Consider the following 24,117-nt stretch of genomic DNA (forward strand, 5'->3'; position numbering starts at 1 on the left):
CGCTTACGCTCCATCCTTGGTCTGGGCCCCCCTGCGGGGCCGCCCCGCAGAAGAATGACAGGCCGGCGTCAGAAATTCCGGGGAAATTCAGATACGCCAGCGTTCCTTCGCCTTCGGGCACCTGACAATTTCGCACCCTTGGCCGCGACTGCGCAAACCGGCCGCCGCAACCGCAAATGTTTTTCCGCGGTTATACCCGCGGCCAGACCGGTGTCGCGTCAACGCCGTCCGGCGCGTCGCCCACGTTCTCTACCAGGCGCGATAGCCGGCGGCGGCCGCTGATCCGAAGCGCCGGGCGCCCTCCGCGGGTGCCGATCAATGTCGGGGCGATTCCGACCCGCATCAAAGCCGACGCCAGCGGGGAATGGGTGTCGGGCGCGTGGGGATCCAGGCCCAACAGGTAATGGTCGCCCTCGGGGTGACCGGCCGCCAGTGTCCACGCCCGTAATTCGCGGGGCCCGGGCAGCCAGCGCGGCGGCACGGTCTTCACCGCGCCGCGCGTCCATTCGGCGGCCAAACCGACCAAGGACGCCGTGACCGCGGTCCGCACCAGCGGGGTGTCCTCGTCGGTGCGACCGATCTCGGGTTCCAGCCCCGCCTCGCGGATCATCTCGGCCAGCGCCTCGGCGCGCCACGGCTGATCCACCACCACGGACAGCCGCGCGCCCTGCGCCTCGGGACCGCCGACCATCACGATCTGGCCGGAAGCCGCCAGCACCCCGGACAGATCGGCGACCGCGGGCGGCACCGACTCCGCTGTGAAGAAGGAAAGCTGGCTCACGCCAACGACAGTAGGCCAGGTCGACCATCCGCGTCTTGAACCAACCGGCGCGGCGACGGTTTCGCGAGCTTAGCCGCAATACGAAAACCCCCCGGCGGGCCCGCTGGGCGGGACTGCACGGGGGGTCCGTTGAGAGTCGGCTCGTCCTAGACGGAGCGGACTCCGGTGGCCTGGGGGCCCTTAGGGCTGTGGCCGATTTCGAACTCGACCTTCTGGTTTTCTTCGAGGGTGCGGAAGCCCGAACCCTGGATCTCCGTGTAGTGGACAAACACGTCAGCGGAGCCGTCTTCGGGGGCAATGAACCCGAAGCCCTTCTCCGCGTTGAACCACTTCACAGTTCCCTGTGGCATCTCTCGATCTTTCCTTTTCTTCTGGGTGCGGGGCATCGCTTTTCGATGCCCCGGGCCTGGTACGACCGCCATACCTCGCTCAGTCGCCGGAACTTCACCCGACCGATTAACCTCGCAGGAACCGCGGCCGCAACGATAGATCCTGCGAAAGTTTGACACGAACACAGAAGCTGCGACCGCAAATAGTCAACCATGTTCGTCGCTTCGGCGACAGACTTGCGCCCCGGAGCCGTGTAAGGAGGGTGTGAACTTGGCGAGTTTCGGCAGCGAGCTGCTCGCCGCCGCGCTCGCCGGTACCGCCCCCGACGAGCACCCGCTGCGCCACGTCGCCGAGCTGCCGCCGCGAAGCGGCAGGCCGCACAGTTGGCCGGCGTGGGCCGAGCCCGACGTGGTGCGCGCCTTCACCGCCCGCGGCGTCGGTTCCCCCTGGTCACACCAGTCGGCGGCCGCGGAACTGGCGCACGCCGGCCGGCACGTGGTGGTGAGCACCGGGACCGCGTCGGGCAAGTCGTTGGCCTATCAGCTGCCCATCCTCAACGCGCTGGCCACCGACCCGCGCGCCCGCGTGCTGTACCTGTCCCCGACCAAGGCGCTGGGCCACGACCAATTGCGCGCCGCGCACGCGTTGACGGCCGCCATCCCGCGCTGCCACGACGTGGCTCCCACCGCCTACGACGGCGACAGCCCCCCGGAAGTCCGCCGCTTCGCGCGAGAGCGGTCCCGCTGGTTGTTCTCCAATCCCGACATGATCCACCTGTCGATCCTGCGCAACCATGCCCGCTGGGCCGTGCTGCTGCGGGGCCTTCGGTTCGTGATCGTCGACGAATGCCATTACTACCGCGGGGTTTTCGGGTCCAACGTGGCGATGGTGCTGCGCCGGTTGCTGCGGCTGTGCGCGCGCTACTCTTCGGCGCCCACGGTGATCTTCGCCAGCGCGACGACCGACGCGCCGGGCGCGACGGCCGCCGAGCTGATCGGGCTTCCGGTCGAGGAGGTCACCGAGGACGGATCGCCGCAGGGCGCCCGGACGGTGGCGCTGTGGGAGCCGGCGCTGCGGGCGGATCTGCTCGGCGAAAACGGCGCGCCGGTGCGCCGCTCCGCCGGGGCGGAGGCGGCGCGGGTGATGGCGGACCTGGTCGCCGAGGGGGCGCAAACGCTGACGTTCGTCCGGTCGCGCCGCGCCGCGGAGTTGACCGCGCTGGGCACCCAGGCCCGGCTGGACGAGATCGCCCCGGATCTCTCCGGCAAGGTGGCGTCGTATCGGGCCGGCTATCTCGCCGAGGACCGGACGGCGCTCGAGCGCGCCCTCGCCGAGGGCCGGCTGCGCGGCCTGGCCACCACGAATGCCCTGGAGCTGGGCGTCGACATCGCGGGGCTGGACGCCGTGGTGCTCGCCGGGTTCCCCGGGACGGTCGCCTCGTTCTGGCAGCAGGCGGGCCGGGCGGGCCGCCGCGGGCAGGGGGCGTTGGTGGTGCTGATCGCCCGCGACGACCCGCTGGACACGTTTCTGGTGCACAACCCGGCCGCGCTGCTGGGCAAGCCCGTGGAACGGGTGGTGATCGACCCAGCCAACCCTTACCTCCTCGGACCCCAATTGCTCTGCGCCGCAACCGAAATGCCGCTCGACGAGGCCGAGGTGCGTGACTTCGGCGCCATCGAGGTGGCCGAGGGCCTGGTCGACGACGGGCTGCTGCGTCGCCGCAACGGCAAGTACTTTCCCGCGGCCGGCCTCGAACCGCATGGGGCGGTGGACATCCGGGGCTCGGCGGGCGGCCAGATCGTCATCGTCGAGGCCGACACCGGGCGGTTGCTGGGCAGCACCGGTGTCGGTCAGGCCCCGGCGTCGGTGCACCCGGGCGCCGTCTACCTGCATCAGGGCGAAAGCTACGTCGTCGACTCGCTGGACCTCGAGGACGCGATCGCGTTCGTGCACGCCGAGGACCCCGGTTACGCGACGTTCGCGCGGGAGATCACCGACATCGCCGTCACCGGCACCGGGGAGCGCAAGCAGTTCGGACCGGTCACCCTGGGCCTGGTGCCGGTGACCGTCACCCACCAGGTGGTGGGGTATCTGCGCCGCCGGCTGTCCGGGGAGGTGATCGACTTCATCGAGTTGGACATGCCCGAACACACGCTGGCGACCACCGCGGTGATGTACACCATCACGGAGGAGGCGTTGGCGCGCAAGGGGATTGACGCACCTCGGATCCCGGGTTCGCTGCACGCCGCCGAGCACGCCGCGATCGGCCTGCTGCCGCTGGTGGCCAGCTGCGATCGTGGCGACATCGGCGGCTTGTCCACCGCCGTGGGACCGGACCCGGCCGGGCTGCCCAGCGTCTTCGTGTACGACGGCTATCCGGGCGGCGCCGGTTTCGCCGAACGCGGCTATCGCCGGGTGAGTACCTGGTTGGGCGCGACCGCCGCCGCCATCGAGGCATGTGAATGCCCACGCGGGTGTCCGTCGTGCGTGCAATCACCCAAGTGCGGCAACGGCAACGACCCGCTCGACAAGGCTGGCGCGGTGCGCGTGCTGCGGCTGGTCCTCGCGGAGCTCGACGGTTCCTGAGCAACCCCGCGGATGACGACCGACCCCTCGACGGTCGATTCCACGGATGCGCGCTGTGCCGCCCGCGCCGAAAGCATTTCCTGCTGCTCACGAAATGCGGGCGCGCTACGCGCCGGCCAGCGAACGCTCATCGATGAGCGGTTCACAGCCCGAATGCGCGGGCGCAGCAGCAAACTACCAAGCCCGCTGCGGCATGGCAAGCTCATCGGCGCACCCACAAGCCCGAAGGCTTTGCCGCAGAGCGCGATATCGCATCCCGGGAGCCGCACCGAGACGGCGGGCGGACCCGACGTCCCGAGAACCCGCCGCCCCGCCGTAAAATCGGGCGCATGGCCCACGACTGGTTGCTCGTGGAGACGCTGGGGGGCGAGCCCACCGTGGTGGCGCAGGGACGTCAACTGAAGAACCTGGTCCCCATCACCACGTTCATGCGCCGTAGCCCCTATCTGGCCGCGGTGCGGACGGCGATCGCCGAGACCGTACAGACCGGACAGAGCCTGACCAGCATCACTCCCAAGCGCGACCGCGTCATTCGCACCGAACCGGTGGTGATGTCGGACGGCTTCATCCACGGCGTGCACGTGTGGACCGGGCCCGCCGATGTCGAACCGCCCGAGCGGCCGACCCCGGGACCGCTGAAGTGGGACCTGACCCAGGGCGTCGCCACCGACACCCGGGAGTCGTTGACCAACAGCGGCAAGAATCCCGAGGTGGAGGTCACCTTCGGCCGGGCCTTCGCCGAAGACCTGCCGTCGCGCGAGCTCAACCCCAACGAAACCAAGGTGCTTGCCATGGCCGTCAAGGCCAAGCCCGACCAAACCATCTGCAGCACTTGGGATCTCACCGACTGGCAGGGCACTCCCATGCGGATCGGTTTCGTGGCGCGCACCGGCCTGGAGGAGGGCCCCGACGGCCGCGACCACCTGGTCGCGCGGGCGATCAACTGGCGCGCCGAGCTCAAGGGCCCCCCGGTGTCGACCGACGATCTGGCGCAACGGATCCTGAGCGGACTGGCCCAGGCCGGCGTCCACCGCGCACTGATCGACCTGAAGAACTGGGCGCTGCTGAAATGGCTGGACGAGCCCTGCACCTTCTACGACTGGCGGGGCAGCGAGACCGGCAAGCCGAAGGTCCACCCCGACGACCAGCACCTGGTGGCGTCGATGACCGAGGAATTCGCCCAGGGCGCCACCAGTCGGGTGTTGCGAATGCCCGCCGTCGACGATGGTTGGGTGCCGGTGCACGTCACCGTCAACCGGGTGGAGCTCGAACCGGATACCTACGCCGGGCTGGTATCGCTGCGGCTGCCGTCCGATGAGGAACTCGCCGCCGCCGGGCGGCCGGACGGCGACCCGGCGGCCTAGCCACGAACCGGCCCCGCCCGCGCGGCGGCGCCGGCCGCACCACCGAAGACCGGCACCCGGACGGTGACGACGACATCAAGGTCCTCCACCACGCAACCGGCGTCGCCGGCCCGCATCCGGTGTGCCACCGCCGTCGCGCGGGCACAGGCCGCTTCGGGCCCGGCCGGCAGCCGGGCAGCCGCGGCCAGCGCGGCCAGATCGGCGGCCGCTTGCGCGCGATGCCGCGCCACCACCACCGCACCGAGGTACGCCCCGGCCCCCGTAACGGACAACAGCACCGCCACCATCCAGGCCGCGACCAGGGTGGCCGCGCCCCGATCATCCCGAGGGCTCGGCCACCGAGACCCCCTTGGCCGCAATGTCGAGCGCCGGCAACAACTTCGAGTGCGCGACCACGGTGGCCACCACGAACTCACCGTCGCGGTGCACCTCGACGCGCGCCCCGCCCGGGGCGATGCGACGCGCGACGCCCACCGCCGAGCGCTCGTCGCCGCGGGCGGCCAGGCGGGCGGCCTCGCGGGCGGCGTCCACGCAGCGCACCTGCATCGAAACCGCCGTGATGCCGGCCAGACACAGCACCAGCACGACGACGAGCGTGGCGATGCCCAGCGCGGCCTCGACGGTGGCGGCACCGGCACTGCCGGCTAGGCCTTGGTGTTGAGCGCGCGCCCGATGATGTTGGTCAGCGCCGACACGATGGAGTCGCCGGTCACGACGGTGTACAGGATCGCCCCGAAGGCGGCAGCCGCCACTGTGCCGATGGCGTACTCGACCGTGGACATGCCCGACTCGTCGGACGCCAACACCGTCACCCGGGCGACAATGAAGCGAATCATGTTGTACAGCAATGGTTTCCTTTCTTCTCACCATAATCCCGACTGGAAGACATCGCCGGCCAGCCCGGCCACCACCGGGACGATCCCCAGGCACACGAACGCCGGTAAGAAGCACACCCCGAGCGGGCCGGCGATCAGCACCCCGGCGCGCTCGGCGGCGGCGGTGGCGGCGTGCGCGGCGTCGTGACGGGATTGGTCGGCCAGCTCGGCGCCCCCCTCGGCCAGCGCCGCGCCCGAAGCCGCCGAACGCCGAGCCAACCGCAGCAACGCCTCGACCTGGGCATCGGCACCTACCTCCGGCGAAACCGCCCACGCGACAACGGGATCCGCGCCCAACGCCAGCAGGTCGGCCGCGCGCCGCAGCACGCGGGCCAACACCGGCGGGGCGGCCGTTGCGGCGGCGGCCGCCGCGGTGGCCACCGCCATGCCCGCGCCCAGGCACACGGCCAGCACGTCGAAACAGGATGCGACGGCGAGCGGATCGGGGCCGCGCGCCGGCCCGCGCCCCGGGCGCCGCCAACGCTCGCGGGCCGGGATCCGCGCCCGCGCCCGGACCAGCGACGGCCCGGGTCCGATCCACGCGGCCACCGCGAGAAACAACGCCGCCGCGGTCACGCTCCGACCCGATCCGTGATGCGGTCCGCCCAGCACAGGCCCGCGCACGCCAGCGTGGAACCGGCCACCAGGAGCCAGCCGCCCGCATGCCCGTCGAGCAGGAAGGCCAGCGGCCGCGCGCCGATCAATTGGCCCAACAGCACGCCGAGCACCGGCAGGCCCGCGAGAATGGCCGCGGTGGCGCGCGCGCCGGCCATGTTCGACGTGACCCGCGCCGAAAAGCGTTGCCGCTCGGCGGTATCGCGCTGTGCCGCGCGCATCAGCGTCGCGATCGCCAGGCCGTGGTCGCTGGCCAGCTGCCAGCACAGCGCGAGGCGATCCCAATGCGTCGGCAGCGCTGACGATTTCGCGGCGGCGCGCAGACCGGCCGCGACGTCGGCCCCGAGCCTGGCGCGGGCCGCGACCGCCCGCAAGGACGTCGCGACCGCACCGGTGGTTTCGCCGGCGGCCACCCCGAACGCGCGCACCGGATGGGACCCGACGCGCAATTCACCGACGAGCACGTCGAGCGCGCCCTCCAGCGTTTGGCCCTCGCGCAGTGCGCATCGGATGCGGTGGCGGCGACGAAAGCGCACGCTCGCGGTCGCGCCCACGACCGCGACGGCCAGCACCGTCGTCAGCGGCAGCGGCGCGGCGGCCGCACCCGCGACCCCCGTCGCAAGACAGGCCGCCGCGCGCGGGCGCCACCGACGGTTCGGCGTTACCGGCGCGAGGCGGCGCCGCGGTGACGGCGGCCCGACGATGAGCGCGAGCGCCAACAGCAGCGCGCCGGCCGTCGTCCCGTTCATGCCGGCATCCGGCTCTGCAACGCGCGTTTCAGCAGCCCGGCGTCGTCGGTCAGGCCGCCGTCGGCGTGCCACACCGTGACCGCCCGCACCCGCCCCTCGACCCTGCGCAGCACCGCGATTTCACCGAGCCGGCGCCGGCCGGTGCGATCCCGCGTGACGTGCAACAGCACCTGCACGGCCGCGGCGAGTTGGCTGTGCAGCGCCGCGCGATCGAGGCCGCCGAGCGCGCCGAGGGCCTCCAGCCGGGCGGGCACCTCGGCCGGGTTGTTCGCGTGCACCGTGCCCGCTCCCCCGTCGTGGCCGGTGTTCAACGCGGCGAGCAGATCGACCACCTCCGCGCCCCGCACCTCGCCGACCACGATGCGGTCGGGCCGCATCCGCAGGGCCTGCCGGACGAGTTGGCGCACCGGAACTTCGCCCACCCCTTCGACATTGGCGCACCGCGCGACGAGCTTCACCAGGTGCGGATGCCGGGGCGCCAGCTCGGCGGCATCCTCGACGCACACGATCCGTTCGGTGGGCGCCACGGCGCCCAGCATCGCCGCGAGCAAGGTCGTCTTGCCGGCCCCGGTTCCGCCGCAGACCAGGAACGCCAACCGGGCCGCGATGATGTCTTCGACCAGGGCGGCGGCCTCGGGCGCCAAGGCGCCGGCCGCGGTCAGGGCCGCCAGGTCCTGACTGGCCGGGCGCAACACCCGCAGCGACAAGCAGGTGCCCGCGGCCGCCACGGGCGGCAGCACCGCGTGTAAGCGCACGGCGAACCCGGCGCCGACGCCGGTCAGCTGCCCGTCCACCCACGGCTGCGCGTCGTCCAGGCGCCGGCCGGCGGCCAGCGCCAGCCGCTGTGCCAGGCGTCGCACCGCCGCCTCGTCTGCGAATCGAACCTGGGTGCGCCGCAACCCATTCCCGTCGTCGACCCACACCGCGTCGGGCGCGGTGACCAACACGTCGGTGGTGCCGTCCGCACACAGCAACGGCTCGAGGATGCCGGCGCCGGTCAGCTCGGTCTGCAGCACCCGCAGGTTGGCCAACACCTCGGTGTCGCCCAGCATCCCGCCGGACTCGGCCCGGATCGCGGCGGCCACGGCGTTCGGGCCCACCGGAGATCCCAGCGGTCCGGCTTCGGCGGCCAGCCGCTCACGCACCCGGTCGATCAGCGAACCGCTCACGCGGCCCTACCGTTTCGCGCCGGACCCGACGACGCGCGCGGCAGCACGGTGAGCACCTGGCGGGCCGCCGCCGCGAGCGCGGATCGCCGCCCGAGCCGCAGGCCGCCGCGCTCGAGCTGCTCGGCGACCCGGGGTTCGGCCCTCATCGCTGCCAGCAACGGCAGCCCGGTGATGTCGGCGATCTCACCGGCCCGCAACCCGCCCGGCGACGGGCCGCGTACCACCAACCCCACATTGGGATTGATGGCGGCCAGCACCGGGGCGAGCGCACCCGTCGCCGCGCACGCGGGCACGTCGCAGCGGCTGACCACGACGACGAGGTCGGCGGCGGCGAGCGCGGCCTGCGCCGCGTCGGTGAGACGGCGCGGAAGGTCACAGATCACGGTGACCGCGCCGCGGCGGCCGGCGTCGACGATGGCGTGCACCGGCCCGGCCGCCAACTCGTATCCGCGCCGGGTGCCGGACAGCACGCTGACCCCGCGGTGTCGCGGCAACGCCTCCCGCGCCGCCGACCAGTTGAGCCGGCCACCCTGCAGGGCGAGGTCCGGCCAGCGCAGGCCCGGCGCGGTCTCGGCGCCGAGCAGCAGATCGATTCCCCCGCCCCACGGGTCGAGGTCGACCAGCACTGCGTCGGCGGCGGCCTGCGCCAGGGCGGCCGCCAGCGTCGACGCGCCGGCCCCGCCGCACCCACCGACGACCGTGACCACTTCGCCACGCGACCCGTCGTCGCGCGACGATTCGACGGCCTCGGCGAGCGCGCGGACCAAGCCGGCCTCCTGCTCGGGCAGCCGCAGCACGCACTCGGCGCCCACCGCGACGGCCGCCGCCCACGCCGCGGTCGCCGGGTCGCCCGCCGTCAGCACGGCGACGTGAGCGCGGCGCGGCAGCGCCGCCCGCCCGCACCGGTCCGCCGCGGTTTCGTCCAGCACCACGGCCGCGGCCGCCGACCACGTCTTGCGACTCACGGCACCGCCCGCATGGACCACCCGGACACCGACGGCCGCCGCCACGCGGTCGAATTCCCGGCGCAGTTCCGGATCCGCCAACACCGCCAGCACGCCCGCGGGCTCGGCGTGGGGGGTGCTCGTCACGGACCCACCCTGTCGGACCCGCGATATTGGACACCAGTCCCAAATACCGATTTGGGGATAGAGACGCGAGTGTGCACAAAGCGTGTCGGCCGGGAGCGGCCGGCACACAGAAGTCGCAATGTCCGCAACCACGGGAACGCCGCGCCATGCGGCACGTCGAAGAGGATCTGACCCCAGAAAAGGGACGACCCCCGCCAGGGGGGGAGGAGGCGAGGGTCGTCGTGTATCAGCCCCGGGGGGTCGGGCTGATACACCCTCGGCTCAGGCCGAGTAATGCTTACTATACACATGACAAGCGGCGGTAACGCAAGGGCTCTTCTCCAGGAAAGAACACGTTGAGCCGCAAAAACAGTGCGTTACCGCCGGTCCCACATTGCTGAGCGGCGTTTCGGCCCCGGAACCGGGGCCCGGAAGCACGGCCGACATATGCTGGTTCGGTGACCGTCTTCGACCCGGCCGCGGAGCAGCACACGGCGGCGGCCACCGCTCCCCGGGCCCGCACCGCGGCCTTCTTCGACCTGGACAAGACGATCATCGCCAAGTCCAGCACGCTGGCTTTCAGCAAACCCTTCTTCAACCAGGGACTGCTGAACCGCCGCGCCGTGCTCAAATCGAGCTACGCCCAGTTCATCTATCTGCTCTCCGGTGCTGATCATGACCAGATGGACCGGATGCGCATCCACATGACGAACATGGTCGCCGGCTGGGACGTGGAACAGGTCAAGTCGATCGTCAACGAAACGCTGCACGACATCGTGACCCCGCTGGTGTTCGCCGAGGCTGCCGACCTGATCGCCGCGCACAAGCTGTGCGGCCGCGACGTGGTCGTGGTCTCCGCCTCCGGCGAGGAGATCGTCGCGCCGATCGCCCGCGCGCTGGGCGCCACCCACGCGATGGCGACCCGCATGGTGGTGGAGGACGGCCGGTACACCGGCGAGATCGCGTTCTACTGCTACGGCGAGGGCAAGGTGCAAGCGATCCGCGAGCTGGCCGCCCGCGAGGGCTACCCGCTGGAGCACTGCTACGCCTACTCCGACTCGATCACCGACCTGCCGATGCTCGAGTCCGTCGGCCACCCCAGCGTGGTGAATCCGGACCGCGGATTGCGCCGGGAAGCCGTCGAGCGTGGTTGGCCCGTGTTGTCGTTCTCCAAGCCGGTGTCGCTGCGCGATCGCATCCCCGCCCCGTCGGGCGCCGCGATCGCGACGACCGCCGCGGTGGGCGTCAGCGCGCTGGCCGCGGGCGCGGTCACCTACTCGCTGTTGCGCCGGTTCGCGTTCTAGCCGGCACCGCGATTCGCAGCAAACTCCGATGCCGCTTCGCTTCCCGGCTTTTGCAAAATTGGGCCTTGCTGCGCTAGGGGTCTAGTAGTACAAAGGAACCACGGAAGCCCGGTGAGGCCAAGGTCGATCCGGAAGAGAAGGTTCGTTCTCCCGACCCGGGCGCCCAGCACGGTGCTCGGCACCCACGCGGAGTCATAGCCGCGAAAATGGCAGAAGTGTTGCGGGCCTGCGTAATTGCGAAATGTGAACGGTGACGACGACCCTTTGGGTGGGGTTGCAGCCACAAGCATCGCAAGATCGCCGAGGCCAACCCACGCAGCCCAGAAATGCACGCATGGTAACCGAGCTCCGTGCTAGCGGGCGGCGGACCGAATTCCTTTCGGACGTCGCCCGCTTTGCATTGTTAGGTGCCGTTTTCGTCAACCGCCGGCTACCGAATCAGCTATCGACTCGACAGCGCATCGGCGATGGTCAGGGCTTCCTGCGCACCGGCTCGAATCGCGCGGCAACACAGCACCAGCCAGGCCGCCACCCCGTCCGCGGTACCGCCGGCGAAACCTTCGGCCGCATCGCGATAGTCGGCGGGCTGCCGCATCCAATTCACCTCGGGCACGCCCAATCCGTGCGGGTCCAAGCCGCTGGCGATGGTGACCAACCGCGACACCGCTCGGGCCACCACCCCGTCGGCGCTGCCGAAGGGCCGCAGCGTCAGCAGCTCCCCGTGCGCGACGGCGGCGACGTCGGGCGCCGGCGCCTGGGTGCCGCCGCTGACCAACTCCGCCAGCAACTCCAGCCGCGGCCCGACGCCGGCGTCGGCGCGGGGCCGGCCCAGCCGTTCCTCGTCGACCTGGCCGGCCGCCGCCAGCATGTGCAAGCGGGCCAGCGCCTGCAGCGGCGCGCGCCGCCAGATCCCGACCAGGGGCCCCTCGCCGCCCTCCAGCGCCTGGGCCACCCGCAGCGCCCCGCCGAAGACCGGGTCGCTGACCGCGCCCGCGTCGGCGAGGTCTTCCAGCCGCACGGGACCGCCGTCCAGCACAGAGGATGCGCGCGCGGCCCGCAATGCCGCCTCGGCGGCGGTCACCGGCCAGCCGCGCAGGTTGGCGCGGTGGCGGTGGGCGCGCCCCAGCGCCTCGCGGGCCCGATCGCTGGCCTCGGCGACGCCGGGCAGCTCCATCAGCGGAGCCAAAGGATCAGCGGTCACAGGTTGCCAACCTATCCCGGCTTCACCGATCCGATGTCGGCGCGTGCGGGATGGCCTCCAGCAACTGGCGCGTGTATTCGTGCCGGGGCCGGGCGAACAGCTCCTCGGTGGCGGCGTGCTCCACCACTCGCCCGGCGCGCATCACCAGGACGTCGTCGGCGATCTGCCGGATCACGGCCAGGTCGTGGCTGATGAACAGGTAGGTGAGCCCCAGCTCGGTCTGCAGTTCGGCCAGCAGATCCAGTATCTGCGCCTGCACCAGGACGTCGAGCGCGGAGACCGCCTCGTCGCAGACCAGCATGTCGGGCCGCAGCGCCAGCGCCCGAGCGATCGCCACCCGCTGCCGTTGGCCGCCCGACAGTTCGCGGGGCAGCCGCCCCAGGACCGACGACGGCAACGCCACCTGGTCGACTAGCTCGCGCACCGCGCGCTCGCGCTGCCGGCGGTCGCCGACGCGGTGGATGCGCAGCGGTTCCTCGACGGCCCGAAACACCGTGTACATGGGATCGAGGCTGCTGTAGGGGTTTTGGAAGACCGGCTGTACCCGGCGGCGGAGTGCCAATTGCCGATCGCGGTTCAGCGCGGCGTCGACGCGCGCGCCGTCGAAGACGACCGTGCCCGACGTCGGCGGCAGCAGGCCGAGCACCAGCTGCGCCAGCGTGGACTTGCCCGAACCGGACTCCCCGGCGATCGCCAGGGTGCTCGCTCGCCGCAGGCGGAACGAAACACCGTCGACGGCAAGGAATTCCGCGCGCTTCCAGGGCGCCCCGCGGGATTCCCGGTATGCCTTGGTCAGCCTGGAGGCGACGAGGATGTCGTCCGGCGTCCCAGCGTTCGCCGGCCGTTGCCGGGGCGGGCCTTTGACGGTCAGCGAGGGTGCGGCGGCCACCAGCCGCCGGGTGTACTCGTGCTGCGGGGTCCGCAAGATCGACCGCGCCGAACCGGATTCCACCACCACGCCGTCGCGCATGACGACCACCGACTCGGCGCGTTCGGCGGCCAGCGCGAGGTCATGGGTGATCAGCAGCAGCGCGGTGCCGAGTTCCGCGGTGAGCCCCTGCAGATGGTCGAGCACCTGGCGTTGCACGGTGACGTCCAGGGCCGACGTCGGTTCGTCGGCGATCAGCAGCCGCGGCCGGCCCGCCAACCCGATCGCGATCAGCGCCCGCTGACACATGCCGCCGGAGAGCTGGTGCGGGTAGCGGCCGGCCTGTTTGGCGGGGTCCCGCATCCCGGCCTGGGCGAGCAGTTCGACCGCCCGCCGCCGGGACCGGCGGTCGGAAGTGTTGGCCCGCAACGCCTCCGCAACCTGGAAGCCGACCTTCCAGACGGGGTTGAGGTTGGTCATCGGGTCCTGGGGGATGTAGCCGATCTCGCGGCCCCTGATCGCGCGCAGCGTCCGGCGGTCGGCCCCGGCGATGTCGGAACCGTCGAAGACGATGCGCCCGGCCGTGATCCGGCCGCCGGTGGGCAGCAGGCCTAGGATCGCGGCCGCCGTGGTGGATTTGCCCGATCCCGATTCCCCCACCACCGCGACGGTGTGGCCAGGCTGGACGGCGAAATCCACGCCGCGGACGGCGGCCTGATCACCGAAGTCGACCTTCAGGCCCTCGACCCAGAGCAGCGGTGTGCCGGTCATGGGCGCCACGCTCGGGACGCCGGGTCCAGGGCGTCGCGCAGCGCGTCGCCCATCATCATGAACGCCAGCACCGTGATCGCCAGCGCCCCGGCGGGAAAGAAGAGGATGGGCGATCCCGCCCGCAACCGCGTCTGGGCGAGATTGATGTCACCGCCCCAGGACACCACCGTCGCGGGCAGCCCGACACCCAGGTAGGACAGGGTGGCCTCGGTGACGATGAATACGCCGAGGGCGATGGTGGCCACCGCGATGACGGGGCCCAAGGCGTTGGGCAGCACGTGGCGCAGCAGGATCTGAAAACGGCTCAACCCCAGTGCTTTTGCGGCGACCACATAGTCGCTGGCACGCACGGCAAGCACCGATCCGCGCGCGATGCGGGCCACCTGCGGCCAGCCGAACAGGGCAAGGATGGCGATGACCGTCCACACCGTCCGGTGGTGCAGGACCTGCATCAGCACGATGGCGGCCAGCAGCAGCGGCAGGCCGAAGAACACGTCGCTGACGCGGGAGACCACCGCGTCGATCCACCCGCCGTAGAAGCCGGCCAGCGCGCCCAGCGCCCCGCCGACGACGAACACGGCCAGGGCGGCTCCCAGGCCGACGGTGACCGAAGCCCGTGCCCCGTAGACGGTGCGGGCGTAGACGTCGTGGCCCTGCAGGTCGGTGCCGAACCAGTGCGCGCGCGACGGCGGGAGCAGGCTCTGGGCGGGGTCGGCGTAGGCGGGGTCGGCCCCGGTGAACACCGCCGGAAACAGCGCGACCGCGACGACGAACGCGATCAGCAGGCCGGCGACGATGAACTTCGGTCGCCCGCGCAACCCGCGCCAGGCGTCGCGCCAGAAGCCACTGGCCCGCGACGGCTCAGCCATACCGGATCCTCGGATCCAGCGCGGCATACAGCAGGTCCACCGCCAGGTTGGTGATCAGGTAGATCAGCACCAGCACGGTCACGATCGACACCACGGTCGGCGCCTCCTGCCGGGTGACGGCCTGATAGAGCACGCCGCCCACGCCGTGGACGTTGAAAATGCCTTCCGTGACGATGGCCCCGCCCATCAGCGCCCCCAGATCGGCCCCCAGGAACGTCACGACCGGGATCAGCGAATTGCGCAGGATGTGCACCGTCACCACCCGGGGCCGGGACAACCCCTTGGCGGTGGCGGTGCGGACATAGTCGGCGTGCGCGTTCGCGGCCACCGCGGATCGGGTCAGCCGCACCACGTAGGCGAACGACACCGAGCCCAGCACCACGCCGGGCAGCAGCAGCCGCCCGAACGTCGACCGCTCCCCCACCGTGACCGGCGCGATGCCCAGCTTCACCCCGAAAACGAACTGCGCCAGGAATCCCAGGACGAAGATGGGCACCGCGATGATGACCAGCCCGGCGACCAACACGGTGGAATCGAACAGGCCACCCGTGCGCAGGCCGGCGATCACCCCGAAGGCGATGCCCAGCACCGCCTCGATCACCAGGGCGATCAGCGCGAGCCGCAGCGTGACCGGAAAGGCATGGGCCAGAACGTCACTCACCGGCAATCCGGAGTAGGACCGGCCTAGGTCACCGTGCAGGACGCCGCCGAGGTAACGCAGGTACTGGACGAGGAACGGGTCGTCGAGGTGGTAGCGCGCCCGCAGTTGCGCCGCGACCTCGGGCGTCAACGGCCGGTCCCCGGCCATCACGGCCACCGGGTCACCCGGCAACAGGAAGACCATGCCGTAGATCAACAGCGTGGCGCCGAGGAACACTGGCACCATGACGGCGATCCGGCGCGCGATGTAGAAACCCATCTCAGGCCTTGACGATGTTCTCGTAGTCGGGCATGCCGTTCCAGGTCAGCTTGACGCCGCTGACCTGCGGCGACCATCCGACCACCGCGATGTAGTACCACAGCGGCACGGCGGGCATGTCGCGCAACAGGATTCGTTGGGCGACGTTGACCAGCACGTCCGCCTGGTGCAGGTCCGGCGCCGCCTCGGCGGCGTCCAGCCCGGCGTCGAACTGCGGGCTGGAGTATCCGACGTCGTTGGATCCCGCTCCGGTGGCGTACAGCGGGGCCAGGAACTCGATCATCGACGGGTAGTCGCCGATCCAGCCCGCCCGGAACGCGGTGTCGATGCTGCGGTTCGTGATCTGGGTGCGGAAGCCCGCGAACGTGGGGTGCGGCGCACCGACGGCGTCGATGCCCAGGACGTTCTTGATGCTGTTGGCCACGGCGTCCACCCACTCTTGGTGGCCGCTGTCGGCGTTGTAAGCGATCGAGTACCGCCCGCTCCACGGCGAGATCGCGTTGGCCTGCGCCCAAAGTTGGCGTGCCCGTTGGGGATTGAAGTCCAGCGCCTCGTTGCCCGGGATGTTCGGGTCGAATCCCGGTAGCGAGCTGGCGGTGAAGTCGCGGGCCGGGCTGCGGGTGGCGTTGAAGATCTGCTGACAGATTTGCGGCCGGTTGACGGCAGCCGACAGCGCCAAGCGGCGCAGCCGGCCTTCCTCGCCGCCGAAGTGCGGCAGGCGCAACGGCGTGTCGAGCGACTGGCTGACCGCGACGGGCCCGCTGGCGGCGTTGCCGCCGAGGTCGCGCTTGAAGATGGTCAGCGCGCTGGACGGAATCGTGTCCAGCACATCGAGATTGCCCGACAGCAGGTCGGCGTAGGCGGTGTCCAGGTTGGCGTAGAACTCGAACCGCAAACCCTTGTTGTGGGGCACGCGATTGCCGTGGTAGTCGGGGTTGGGCTTCAGGTCGATCTTGACGTTGTGTTCCCAGGCCGGCCCGTCGGGGCCGTCCGCCAACTCGTAGGGGCCGTTGCCCACCGGGTGGCGGCCGAATGCCGCCATGTCCCGGAACGCCATGTCGGGTAACGGGTAGAACGCGTTGTGTCCCAGTCGCAACGTGAAGTCGACGGTCGGCGCCTTGAGCCGCACGTCGAACTCGAGATCGCTGACCACGCGCAGCCCGGACATGGTGGTCTTCCCGCCCCCACCGGGCCCGGCGACGTCGTCGTACCCAACGATCGGGCTGAAAAAGCTTTGTTGCAGTTGGGCATTGGCGCTCAGCGCCCCGTAGTTCCATGCGTCGACGAACGAATGGGCCGTCACCGGCGAGCCGTCGGTGAACTTCCACCCGGGCTTGAGCGCGATGCGGTAGTTGATGTTGTCGGTTGTCTCGATCGACTGCGCCACCTCCGGCGACGGTTTGCCGGCGGCGTCATACGACACCAAGCCGGCGAACAGTCGGTCCAGGATCCGCCCGCCGAGGCTGTCGTTGGTGCCCGTGGGAATCAGCGGGTTCGGCGGCTCGCCGCCGTTGACCACCACCAGTTCGGGGCTCAGCGCCCCGCCGCCGCACGCGGTCAGCGACGCGACCACGATCCCGGCGACGACCAGGAACAGCATCCGACGCATGACACCCGACCCTAGGGCCTGAACACCGACTGACGGTCCTCAGACGGGAGTGACGGGATGCACCTGCAACGCGCAGGCGTCGATGGTGGCCGGCACGGTCAGGACCACGGTGGTGTCCGGCGGGTTGACCAACAGGTCGGTGTAGGTGGGGCACGAGTTGCCGTTGGCGTCGACGGCAAGGCCCTCCACCACGGCCTGCGCCTGGGTGGATAGGGACAGGACGACGGTGGGCGGGACCTCGGTGCCGCCGGGGACGCCGCCCATGTAGCCGCGCAGCGTGGGCTGGGCGTGAACGAGCGGTCCTCCGGACCCGGAGTCGACGCCGGGGTATCCGGTCAGGGTGCAGGGTTCCGCGCCGCCGGCCAGGCTGAACACCAGCGTGGCCGCGCGGTGGCCCACCGCCGCCTGAGTCGGCGAGGCCGTGACGGCGATCTGGTCCGACCAGCACGGGGTCGGGGCGTCCGCGTTGTCGGTCGGCATGGCCCACGCGGCCGGCCCCAGCGCGGCGCTGACCGCGTAACCCGTTGCGGCCGCGACAAAGCTGCGAAGTAGTCGCCCGTGATCCGGCACATCGGTGATTATCCGCCACCGGGGCCGGCTTTGACCTCGATTTCAAGCGCCGCTTTTCACCTTGTGGGGCTAGGCTCTCTGACGATCGACGAGCCTCGACACTAGGAGGAAGCCAGTGACCGCCACCGACGCCGTAGGCCCGTCGTCGTATCCCCCGCCGGCGGAGTTCGCCGAGCAGGCCAACGCGGGCGAGGACTTGTACCGCGAGGCCGACGAGGACCGGCTGGCGTTCTGGGGCAAGCAGGCCAATCGGCTGTCGTGGTCGACCCCGTTCACCGAGGTGCTGGACTGGTCGGACGCCCCGTTCGCCAAGTGGTTCGCCGACGGCAAGCTCAACGTCGCCTACAACTGCGTCGACCGGCACGTGGAGGCCGGCCACGGGGATCGCGTCGCCATCCACTGGGAGGGTGAGCCCGGCGACAGCCGCAGCCTGACCTATGCCGACCTACAGGCCGAGGTCTGCAAGGCGGCCAACGCGCTCACCAATCTCGGACTGGTCGCCGGTGACCGGGCCGCCATCTACATGCCGTTGATCCCCGAAGCGGTGATCGCGATGCTGGCCTGCGCCCGGCTGGGCATCATGCACAGCGTGGTGTTCGCCGGCTTCACCGCGAAGGCGCTGCGGGCCCGGATCGCCGATGCCCAGGCCAAGCTGCTGATCACCAGCGACGGTCAGTTCCGCCGCGGGAAGCCCGCCCCGCTCAAGGCCGCGGCCGACGAGGCGGTCTCGGACTCCGACAGCCCGGTCGAGCACCTTCTGGTGGTGCGGCGCACCGGAATCGACGTGTCCTGGAACGACGACCGTGACCTGTGGTGGCACGACGTCGTCGACGCCGCGTCGCCCGAACACACGCCGGAGCCCTTCGACGCCGAGCAGCCGCTGTTCCTGCTGTACACCTCCGGGACCACCGGCAAGCCCAAGGGCATCGTGCACACCAGCGGCGGCTATCTGACGCAGTCGTCCTACACGCACTACTACATCTTCGACATCAAGCCCGACCGCGACGTCTTCTGGTGCACCGCCGATATCGGCTGGGTCACCGGGCACACCTACGGCGTCTACGGCCCGCTGTCCAACGGGGTCACGGAGGTCCTCTATGAGGGCACGCCCGACTCGCCGACCCAGCACCGGCATTTCGAGATCATCGAAAAGTACGGCGTCACAATCTATTACACCGCGCCCACGCTGATCCGCACGTTCATGAAGTGGGGGCGCGAGATCCCCGACGCGCACGACCTGTCCAGCCTGCGACTGCTGGGCACGGTGGGCGAGCCGATCAACCCCGAGGCGTGGCGCTGGTACCACAAGGTGATCGGCGCCGAGCGCCTCCCGATCGTGGACACCTGGTGGCAGACCGAGACGGGCGCCGCGATGATCTCCCCGCTGCCCGGAGTCGCTGCGGCCAAACCGGGTTCGGCGATGCGGGCGCTGCCGGGCATCTCCGCGAGCATCGTCGACGACCACGGCGAACACCTGACGCCCACCGTCCACCACGGCGAACACATCACCGGCTACCTGGTCTTGGACCAGCCGTGGCCGTCGATGCTGCGCGGCATCTGGGGCGATCCGGAACGCTACGTCGAGACCTACTGGTCCCGGTTCGCCGAGCACGGCTGGTACTTCGCCGGCGATAGCGCCTATTACGACCGCGACGGCGCCATCTGGGTGGTGGGCCGCATCGACGACGTGATGAACGTGTCCGGGCACCGGCTCTCGAGCGCCGAACTGGAGTCGGCGCTCGTCGGCCACCACGGCGTGGCCGAGGCCGCGGTGGTCGCCAAGACCGACGAGACCACGGGCCAGGCCGTCTGCGCGTTCGTCGTCTTGTGCGCCGAGTACGAAGTGCACGACGGGATCGTCGACGAGCTGCGGGCCGAGGTGGCCAAGGAGATCTCGCACATCGCCAAGCCGCGGGAGATCCACGTGGTGCCCGAGCTGCCCAAGACCCGCAGCGGCAAGATCATGCGCCGGCTGCTGCGGGACGTCGCCGAAAACCGCGAGCTGGGAGACACCTCGACGCTGCTCGACCCCGGGGTGTTCGACGCGATCCAGGCCTCGAAGTAGCCGACTCAGCCCGGTAGGGGCGTGAACCCCGCGCCGGGCCGGTGCTTGGCGTTGACGTCGCCCAGGATCGTGTTGAACGACTGGACGACGGCCGGCGTGTGCAGCGGGATGTACTTGATGATGCAGGTCGGCAGGTTGTCGCTGAACGCCCCGTGGATCATGCCGACCAGCATGTTGTTCACGGTCACCGGCGCTCCCGAGTCGCCCGGCTGGCCGCAGACCTGCATGACGATGGTGCCGGGTTCTTGGCCGGGGCCCCAGGTGACGCCGCACGAGTTGCCGGTGGTGCGGCCCTGTTTGCACGCGATCTCGCCGAAGGCCGGATCTGGGCCGAGCCCGTTGATCGCGAAGCCGTTGTAGTTGGCGGTCGGCGTCACCTTGGCGGGATCGAACTTGATCACCGCGTAGTCGAGGTTGTCGTTGCCGGCCACCATGGTGCCCAGGATGCCGGCGTTTTCGGCGCCCTCGGCGGCCACCTGCGCGCCCGGCCCGCCGCAATGCGCCGAGGTGAAGCCGATCAGGTCACCGGCGGCATCGCCCCCGATGGTGGTCAGGGTGCACATCGTGTCCCCGTTGATGACGATGCCGGCGCCGCCGCCCATCGGGATCCTCACATCGGCGGCCGCGGCGCGTGCGGGGCAGCCCACCAGGACCAAGAGCACCGCCACCGTCGCCGCCACGAAGTACCGGTGCGCCGTCTGCACAGCACCACTCCCATCGACAGGCCGGACCCGGACCGGCTTGGCCAGTCTAGTCGGCCGGGCGTCTCGCCCGCCGTGCTGCGCGTGGCCGTCGGCTGGCCTCGTCTGCCATGTCGGCGCATGGCAACATGAACCGCGAGGACAGCCAGCCGGGCGATGACGAAAGAGGGGACCGTCTGTGAGCAAAGCCGATGGCAAGAACGGTGTGCCCAGCACGCTGACCACGATTCCCCTGACCGATCCGCACGCCCGGCCCGGCGAGCCGTCGATCGGTGACCTGATCAAGGACGCGACCACGCAGGTCTCCACGCTGGTGCGCGCCGAGGTCGAGCTGGCCCGGGCCGAGATCACCCGGGACGTCAAAAAGGGCCTGACCGGCAGCGTGTACTTCATCGCCGCGTTGGTGGTGCTGTTCTACTCCACGTTCTTTTTCTTCTTTTTCGTAGCCGAGCTGCTCGACACCTGGCTGTGGCGCTGGGTGGCGTTCCTGATCGTCTTCGGTGTTCAGGTGGTGGTCGGGGCCCTGCTGGCCCTGCTGGGCTTCCTGAAGGTGCGCCGGATCCGGGGCCCGCGGGAGACCATCGAATCGGTCAAGGAGACCCGCACCGCGCTCACGCCGGGCCACGACAAGACGCCGGACGCGGCCAAACAGCTCACCGAGCGCGGCAGGCACGAGAAGCCCGAAACCGATCCATCGGGTTGGTAGATGGCCCCGCCGGATCCGTCGGTAACCCGCATCGACGGGCCATGGCGCCATTTGGACGTGCACGCCAACGGGATCCGGTTCCATGTCGTCGAGGCCCTGCCCGCGGGCGACGACGCGACCGCACCGCCCACGGCCCGTCCGCTGGTGATGCTGCTGCACGGTTTCGGTTCGTTTTGGTGGTCGTGGCGTCATCAGTTGCGGGGACTGACCGGGGCGCGGGTGGTCGCGGTCGACCTGCGCGGTTACGGCGGCAGCGATAAGCCACCCCGCGGCTACGACGGCTGGACACTGGCCGGCGACACCGCCGGCCTGATTCGCGCGCTGGGGCACTCGTCGGCGACGCTGGTCGGGCACGCCGACGGCGGGCTGGCCTGCTGGGCCACCGCGTTGCTGCACGCGCGCTTGGTGTCGGCCATCGCGCTGATCAGCTCGCCGCACCCGGCGGCGCTGCGCCGGTCCACCCTGACCCGGCGTGACCAGGGCTACGCCCTGCTGTCCACCCTGTTGCGCTACCAGATGCCGATCTGGCCCGAGCGCCTACTGACCCGCGACAACGGCGCCGAGATCGAACGCCTGGTCCGCAGCCGCAGCTGCGCCAAATGGCTTGCTTCCGAAGACTTTTCCGAGGCGATTGGTTATCTGCGGACGGCGATCCAGATCCCGTCGGCGGCGCACTGCGCGCTGGAATATCAGCGCTGGGCCGTGCGCAGCCAGCTGCGCGACGAAGGCCGGCGCTTCATGAAATCGATGTGCCAGCAACTCAGCGTGCCGCTGCTGCACCTGCGCGGCGACGCCGATCCCTACGTGCTGGCCGACCCGGTCGACCGGACGCAGCGCTATGCCCCGCAGGGGCGTTATGTATCCGTTTCGGGCGCAGGGCATTTCAGCCACGAAGAGGCGCCCGAGGAAATCAACAGGCACTTGCTGCGATTCCTCGACTCGGTGGTCAACTGACGCAGGCGCCGGTGGTGACCTGCTGGGTATCCCCGATCTTGGCGAGCTGACTGGCCACCTCGTCGGCCGTCAGCACGAAACCGGTGTCCGGGTCGTCGACGGCCGCCCCGAACACCACGCCGAGCACCTGACCGTTCAGGTCGATCAGCGGACCGCCCGAATTGCCTTGCTCCACATTGGCTCTGATGGTGTAGACGTCACGGGTGACCGGTGCGGGATCCCGGTAGATGTCCGGGCCGCTGAGCTTGATGACCTCGCGGATGCGAGCCGGGGTGGCGGTGAAGTTTCCGCCGCCCGGATAGCCCAGCACCACCACACTGGTTCCCGTCTTCGCATCGGACTGGGCGAACGCCAGCGGCTGCGGCGGCAGGTTGGGGACGGCGAGGATGGCGATGTCGACCGACGGGTCGTAGGAGACGACGGTGGCGTCGAGCGGGCTGCCGCTGGCGTAGATCTGCACGCTGTTGGAACCGGCCACCACGTGCGCGTTGGTCATCACCCGGTCCGGGGCGATCACAAATCCGCTGCCCTCCAACACTTTCTGGCAACTCGGCGCCAGGCTGCGCACCTTGACGACGCTGGGCGCGGTGGCCTGCACCACCGGGTTGCTGGCCAGCGCGGGGTCGGGTGAGGCGACGGGAATGACCGGAGTGCGGCTGAACGGCTCCAGCACCGCGGGCAGGCCGGAGGTGTTCAGCAGCGCCGACAGCCGCTTGGGCACCGTCTTCAGCCAGGGCGGGGCGACCTCGTTGACCTTGGCCAGCACCCGCGAACCGCGGACCGCGGCGGCCAGCTCCGGCTGGTCCTTCGACTGGGTCAGCGGCGTCGCCAGCAACCAGGCCGCGGTCAACACCACCACCAGCTGGACCCCCACCCCGATGAACGAGTCGGCCGTCCGGATGGTGCGGCTGCGGATCGCGCCCCGAACCGCCCGGCCCAACACCACTCCGGCGACCTCGCCGATGACGACCAGCGCAAGGATGAGAAACAGGGCGGCGAACAGCTTGGCCCGGGGCGCGGCGATGTGGGCAACCAGATGGGGCGCCAGCAGCACACCCGCGATCGCGCCCAACAACACCCCGACGAACGAGAACAGCGACCCCACCGCGCCGGAACGCCACCCCGACACGGCCGCGATGAACGCGACCGCCAGCACGGCCACGTCAAGCCATTGCGACGGGCTCATCGAGTTCAGGTTCATCCGGGGGCCTCACCCTGGTCGCCGACCAGCGCCATCGCCGCGTCCAATTCGCGGACGTCGGTGGTGTCCCAGGGCTGGGCCCAGCCGGCGACGTCGAGCATCGCACAGATCACCTGGCCAGTGAATCCCCAAACCAGCATCTCGTTCAGCAGAAACGCCGGTCCGGCCCACCGGCGCCCGAGGTCCCCCCGGTACACCATCAGCCGGTTGGCCGGGTTGATGAAGGCGCGCACCGGAACTCGCGCGACGATCGCGGTTTCGGCCTCGTTGACGACGGCCACCGGCCCGGGATCCTGCGAGTAGGCCAGCACCGGCACGACGTGAAATCGCGACGGCGCGATGAACGTCCGTTCCATCGTGACCAAGGGCCGCAACCGCGAGACGTCGATCCCGGTTTCTTCCTCCGCTTCGCGCAGGGCGGTGGACACCGGGCCGTCATCACCCGGATCGGAGGCGCCGCCGGGAAACGCCGCCTGCCCGGCGTGGTGGCGCAGCGTCGACGCCCGCACCGTGAGCAGCAGATCGGCGTCGTCGGGGACGCCGCCGTCGGCCGGCGCGGACGCGGGACCCGAAAACAGCACCAGGACTGCGGCTTCGCGACCCCGGCCGCTCATCGCCGACAACGACGACGCGGCCTTGCCGGTGATCATCGCGAGCACGTCGGCCGGCAGCCGGCGCCGGTACGCGTCCGGCATCCGCTCGACGTTGTCGACCAGGGGACGCAGCCACGGCGGGGAGACGTCGGGCGTCAGCGGCATCGTCCCGCGCGCGCGGGAGGGGGGCTTGCCCGCCGCATGCGGGGGCTCGCCCCCGACACTCACCCGGCGCTCCAGTCGGTCC

The 24,117-nt window shown here is 70.7% G+C and carries 23 protein-coding genes and 1 pseudogene; 6 read left to right on the top strand and 18 right to left on the bottom strand.

The annotated features are described in order from the left end of the window. Positions 1-190 precede the first annotated feature (190 nt). Together A5730_RS14315 and cspA are read right to left on the bottom strand one after the other, a co-directional pair. A complete protein-coding gene (locus A5730_RS14315; protein ID WP_067901345.1) occupies positions 191-781 on the bottom strand; it encodes a hypothetical protein in 591 nt (196 codons plus the stop codon). 146 nt (positions 782-927) lie between these two features. Then, positions 928-1,131 (bottom strand): cold shock protein CspA, encoded by a 204-nt coding sequence (gene cspA / locus A5730_RS14320; RefSeq protein WP_007166602.1) that lies wholly within the window; start codon positions 1,129-1,131, stop codon positions 928-930. Positions 1,132-1,381: 250 nt separating this feature from the next. Here cspA and A5730_RS14325 point away from each other — a divergent pair, with 250 nt between their 5' ends. Together A5730_RS14325 and A5730_RS14330 are read left to right on the top strand one after the other, a co-directional pair. Then, complete coding sequence (locus tag A5730_RS14325) at positions 1,382-3,697, top strand: DEAD/DEAH box helicase (protein WP_067901499.1); 2,316 nt, start codon at positions 1,382-1,384, stop codon at positions 3,695-3,697. Positions 3,698-4,026: 329 nt separating this feature from the next. Further along, on the top strand, positions 4,027-5,061 hold the full coding sequence (locus tag A5730_RS14330; RefSeq protein WP_067901349.1) for a PAS domain-containing protein: 1,035 nt from the start codon (positions 4,027-4,029) through the stop codon (positions 5,059-5,061). Here A5730_RS14330 and A5730_RS24735 read toward each other — a convergent pair. The 7 genes and pseudogenes from A5730_RS24735 to ssd form a co-directional block, all read right to left on the bottom strand. Next, complete coding sequence (locus tag A5730_RS24735) at positions 5,058-5,348, bottom strand: Rv3654c family TadE-like protein (protein ID WP_369829882.1); 291 nt, start codon at positions 5,346-5,348, stop codon at positions 5,058-5,060. The two genes, A5730_RS14330 and A5730_RS24735, sit on opposite strands and share 4 nt — an antisense overlap. Further along, positions 5,330-5,670: pseudogene (locus tag A5730_RS24740) on the bottom strand (TadE family type IV pilus minor pilin); the annotation flags it as partial. The gene A5730_RS24735 and the pseudogene A5730_RS24740, both read right to left, overlap by 19 nt. 35 nt (positions 5,671-5,705) lie before the next feature. Further along, a complete protein-coding gene (locus tag A5730_RS14345) occupies positions 5,706-5,897 on the bottom strand; it encodes a DUF4244 domain-containing protein (protein ID WP_067901506.1) in 192 nt (63 codons plus the stop codon). 27 nt (positions 5,898-5,924) lie between these two features. After that, positions 5,925-6,512, bottom strand: a complete 588-nt coding sequence (locus A5730_RS14350; RefSeq protein WP_197506257.1) for a type II secretion system F family protein — start codon at positions 6,510-6,512, stop codon at positions 5,925-5,927. Next, positions 6,509-7,300 (bottom strand): type II secretion system F family protein, encoded by a 792-nt coding sequence (locus tag A5730_RS14355; protein WP_067901360.1) that lies wholly within the window; start codon positions 7,298-7,300, stop codon positions 6,509-6,511. Before A5730_RS14355 ends, A5730_RS14350 begins: the two co-directional genes overlap by 4 nt. After that, positions 7,297-8,469 (bottom strand): TadA family conjugal transfer-associated ATPase, encoded by a 1,173-nt coding sequence (locus A5730_RS14360; RefSeq protein WP_067901363.1) that lies wholly within the window; start codon positions 8,467-8,469, stop codon positions 7,297-7,299. The genes A5730_RS14355 and A5730_RS14360 overlap by 4 nt, the downstream gene beginning before the upstream one ends. Beyond that, complete coding sequence (gene ssd / locus A5730_RS14365) at positions 8,466-9,518, bottom strand: septum site-determining protein Ssd (RefSeq protein ID WP_082946843.1); 1,053 nt, start codon at positions 9,516-9,518, stop codon at positions 8,466-8,468. The genes A5730_RS14360 and ssd overlap by 4 nt, the downstream gene beginning before the upstream one ends. A 479-nt stretch (positions 9,519-9,997) precedes the next feature. On the opposite strand from ssd, the gene A5730_RS14370 reads away from it, so the two are divergent. After that, a complete protein-coding gene (locus A5730_RS14370; protein ID WP_067901366.1) occupies positions 9,998-10,843 on the top strand; it encodes an HAD-IB family hydrolase in 846 nt (281 codons plus the stop codon). Positions 10,844-11,285: 442 nt separating this feature from the next. Here A5730_RS14370 and A5730_RS14375 read toward each other — a convergent pair whose 3' ends face one another. Genes A5730_RS14375 through A5730_RS14400 form a run of 6 tightly spaced genes read right to left on the bottom strand, consistent with a single transcriptional unit; the run spans position 11,286 to position 17,650 of the window. Continuing rightward, a complete protein-coding gene (locus tag A5730_RS14375) occupies positions 11,286-12,044 on the bottom strand; it encodes an oxidoreductase (protein WP_067901369.1) in 759 nt (252 codons plus the stop codon). Between the two features lie 22 nt (positions 12,045-12,066). Then, the gene (locus A5730_RS14380) at positions 12,067-13,683 is read right to left on the bottom strand and encodes an ABC transporter ATP-binding protein (protein ID WP_067901515.1); all 1,617 of its coding nucleotides are present in this window, start codon (positions 13,681-13,683) and stop codon (positions 12,067-12,069) included. Then, positions 13,680-14,552 (bottom strand): ABC transporter permease, encoded by an 873-nt coding sequence (locus tag A5730_RS14385; RefSeq protein WP_067901372.1) that lies wholly within the window; start codon positions 14,550-14,552, stop codon positions 13,680-13,682. The genes A5730_RS14380 and A5730_RS14385 overlap by 4 nt, the downstream gene beginning before the upstream one ends. Further along, the gene (locus A5730_RS14390; protein WP_067901375.1) at positions 14,545-15,471 is read right to left on the bottom strand and encodes an ABC transporter permease; all 927 of its coding nucleotides are present in this window, start codon (positions 15,469-15,471) and stop codon (positions 14,545-14,547) included. The genes A5730_RS14385 and A5730_RS14390 overlap by 8 nt, the downstream gene beginning before the upstream one ends. 1 nt (position 15,472) lies before the next feature. Then, complete coding sequence (locus tag A5730_RS14395) at positions 15,473-17,080, bottom strand: ABC transporter substrate-binding protein (protein WP_067901378.1); 1,608 nt, start codon at positions 17,078-17,080, stop codon at positions 15,473-15,475. A gap of 39 nt (positions 17,081-17,119) precedes the next feature. Next, positions 17,120-17,650: a DUF4232 domain-containing protein gene (locus tag A5730_RS14400; protein WP_369829883.1), complete on the bottom strand. Its 531-nt coding sequence runs from the start codon at positions 17,648-17,650 to the stop codon at positions 17,120-17,122. Positions 17,651-17,765: 115 nt separating this feature from the next. Between A5730_RS14400 and acs the strand changes: the two genes are divergently transcribed. Beyond that, positions 17,766-19,715, top strand: coding sequence for an acetate--CoA ligase (gene acs, locus A5730_RS14405; protein ID WP_067901381.1), 1,950 nt, complete (start codon positions 17,766-17,768; stop codon positions 19,713-19,715). 5 nt (positions 19,716-19,720) lie between these two features. On the opposite strand, the gene A5730_RS14410 is transcribed toward acs, so the two are convergent. Then, positions 19,721-20,419 (bottom strand): hypothetical protein, encoded by a 699-nt coding sequence (locus A5730_RS14410; protein ID WP_055404056.1) that lies wholly within the window; start codon positions 20,417-20,419, stop codon positions 19,721-19,723. Between the two features lie 175 nt (positions 20,420-20,594). On the opposite strand from A5730_RS14410, the gene A5730_RS14415 reads away from it, so the two are divergent. Both A5730_RS14415 and A5730_RS14420 read left to right on the top strand, forming a co-directional pair. Further along, complete coding sequence (locus A5730_RS14415) at positions 20,595-21,122, top strand: phage holin family protein (RefSeq protein WP_067901386.1); 528 nt, start codon at positions 20,595-20,597, stop codon at positions 21,120-21,122. Next, a complete protein-coding gene (locus A5730_RS14420) occupies positions 21,123-22,076 on the top strand; it encodes an alpha/beta fold hydrolase (protein WP_067901389.1) in 954 nt (317 codons plus the stop codon). Here the strand turns inward: A5730_RS14420 and marP are convergent. Together marP and A5730_RS14430 are read right to left on the bottom strand one after the other, a co-directional pair. Beyond that, positions 22,069-23,262 (bottom strand): acid resistance serine protease MarP, encoded by a 1,194-nt coding sequence (marP, locus tag A5730_RS14425; RefSeq protein WP_156745809.1) that lies wholly within the window; start codon positions 23,260-23,262, stop codon positions 22,069-22,071. The two genes, A5730_RS14420 and marP, sit on opposite strands and share 8 nt — an antisense overlap. A gap of 11 nt (positions 23,263-23,273) precedes the next feature. After that, a complete protein-coding gene (locus A5730_RS14430) occupies positions 23,274-24,098 on the bottom strand; it encodes a CoA pyrophosphatase (RefSeq protein ID WP_156745810.1) in 825 nt (274 codons plus the stop codon). Positions 24,099-24,117 lie beyond the last annotated feature (19 nt).

The sequence above is a fragment of the Mycobacterium sp. ACS4054 genome (genome assembly GCF_001667275.1).
GTDB lineage: Bacteria > Actinomycetota > Actinomycetes > Mycobacteriales > Mycobacteriaceae > Mycobacterium.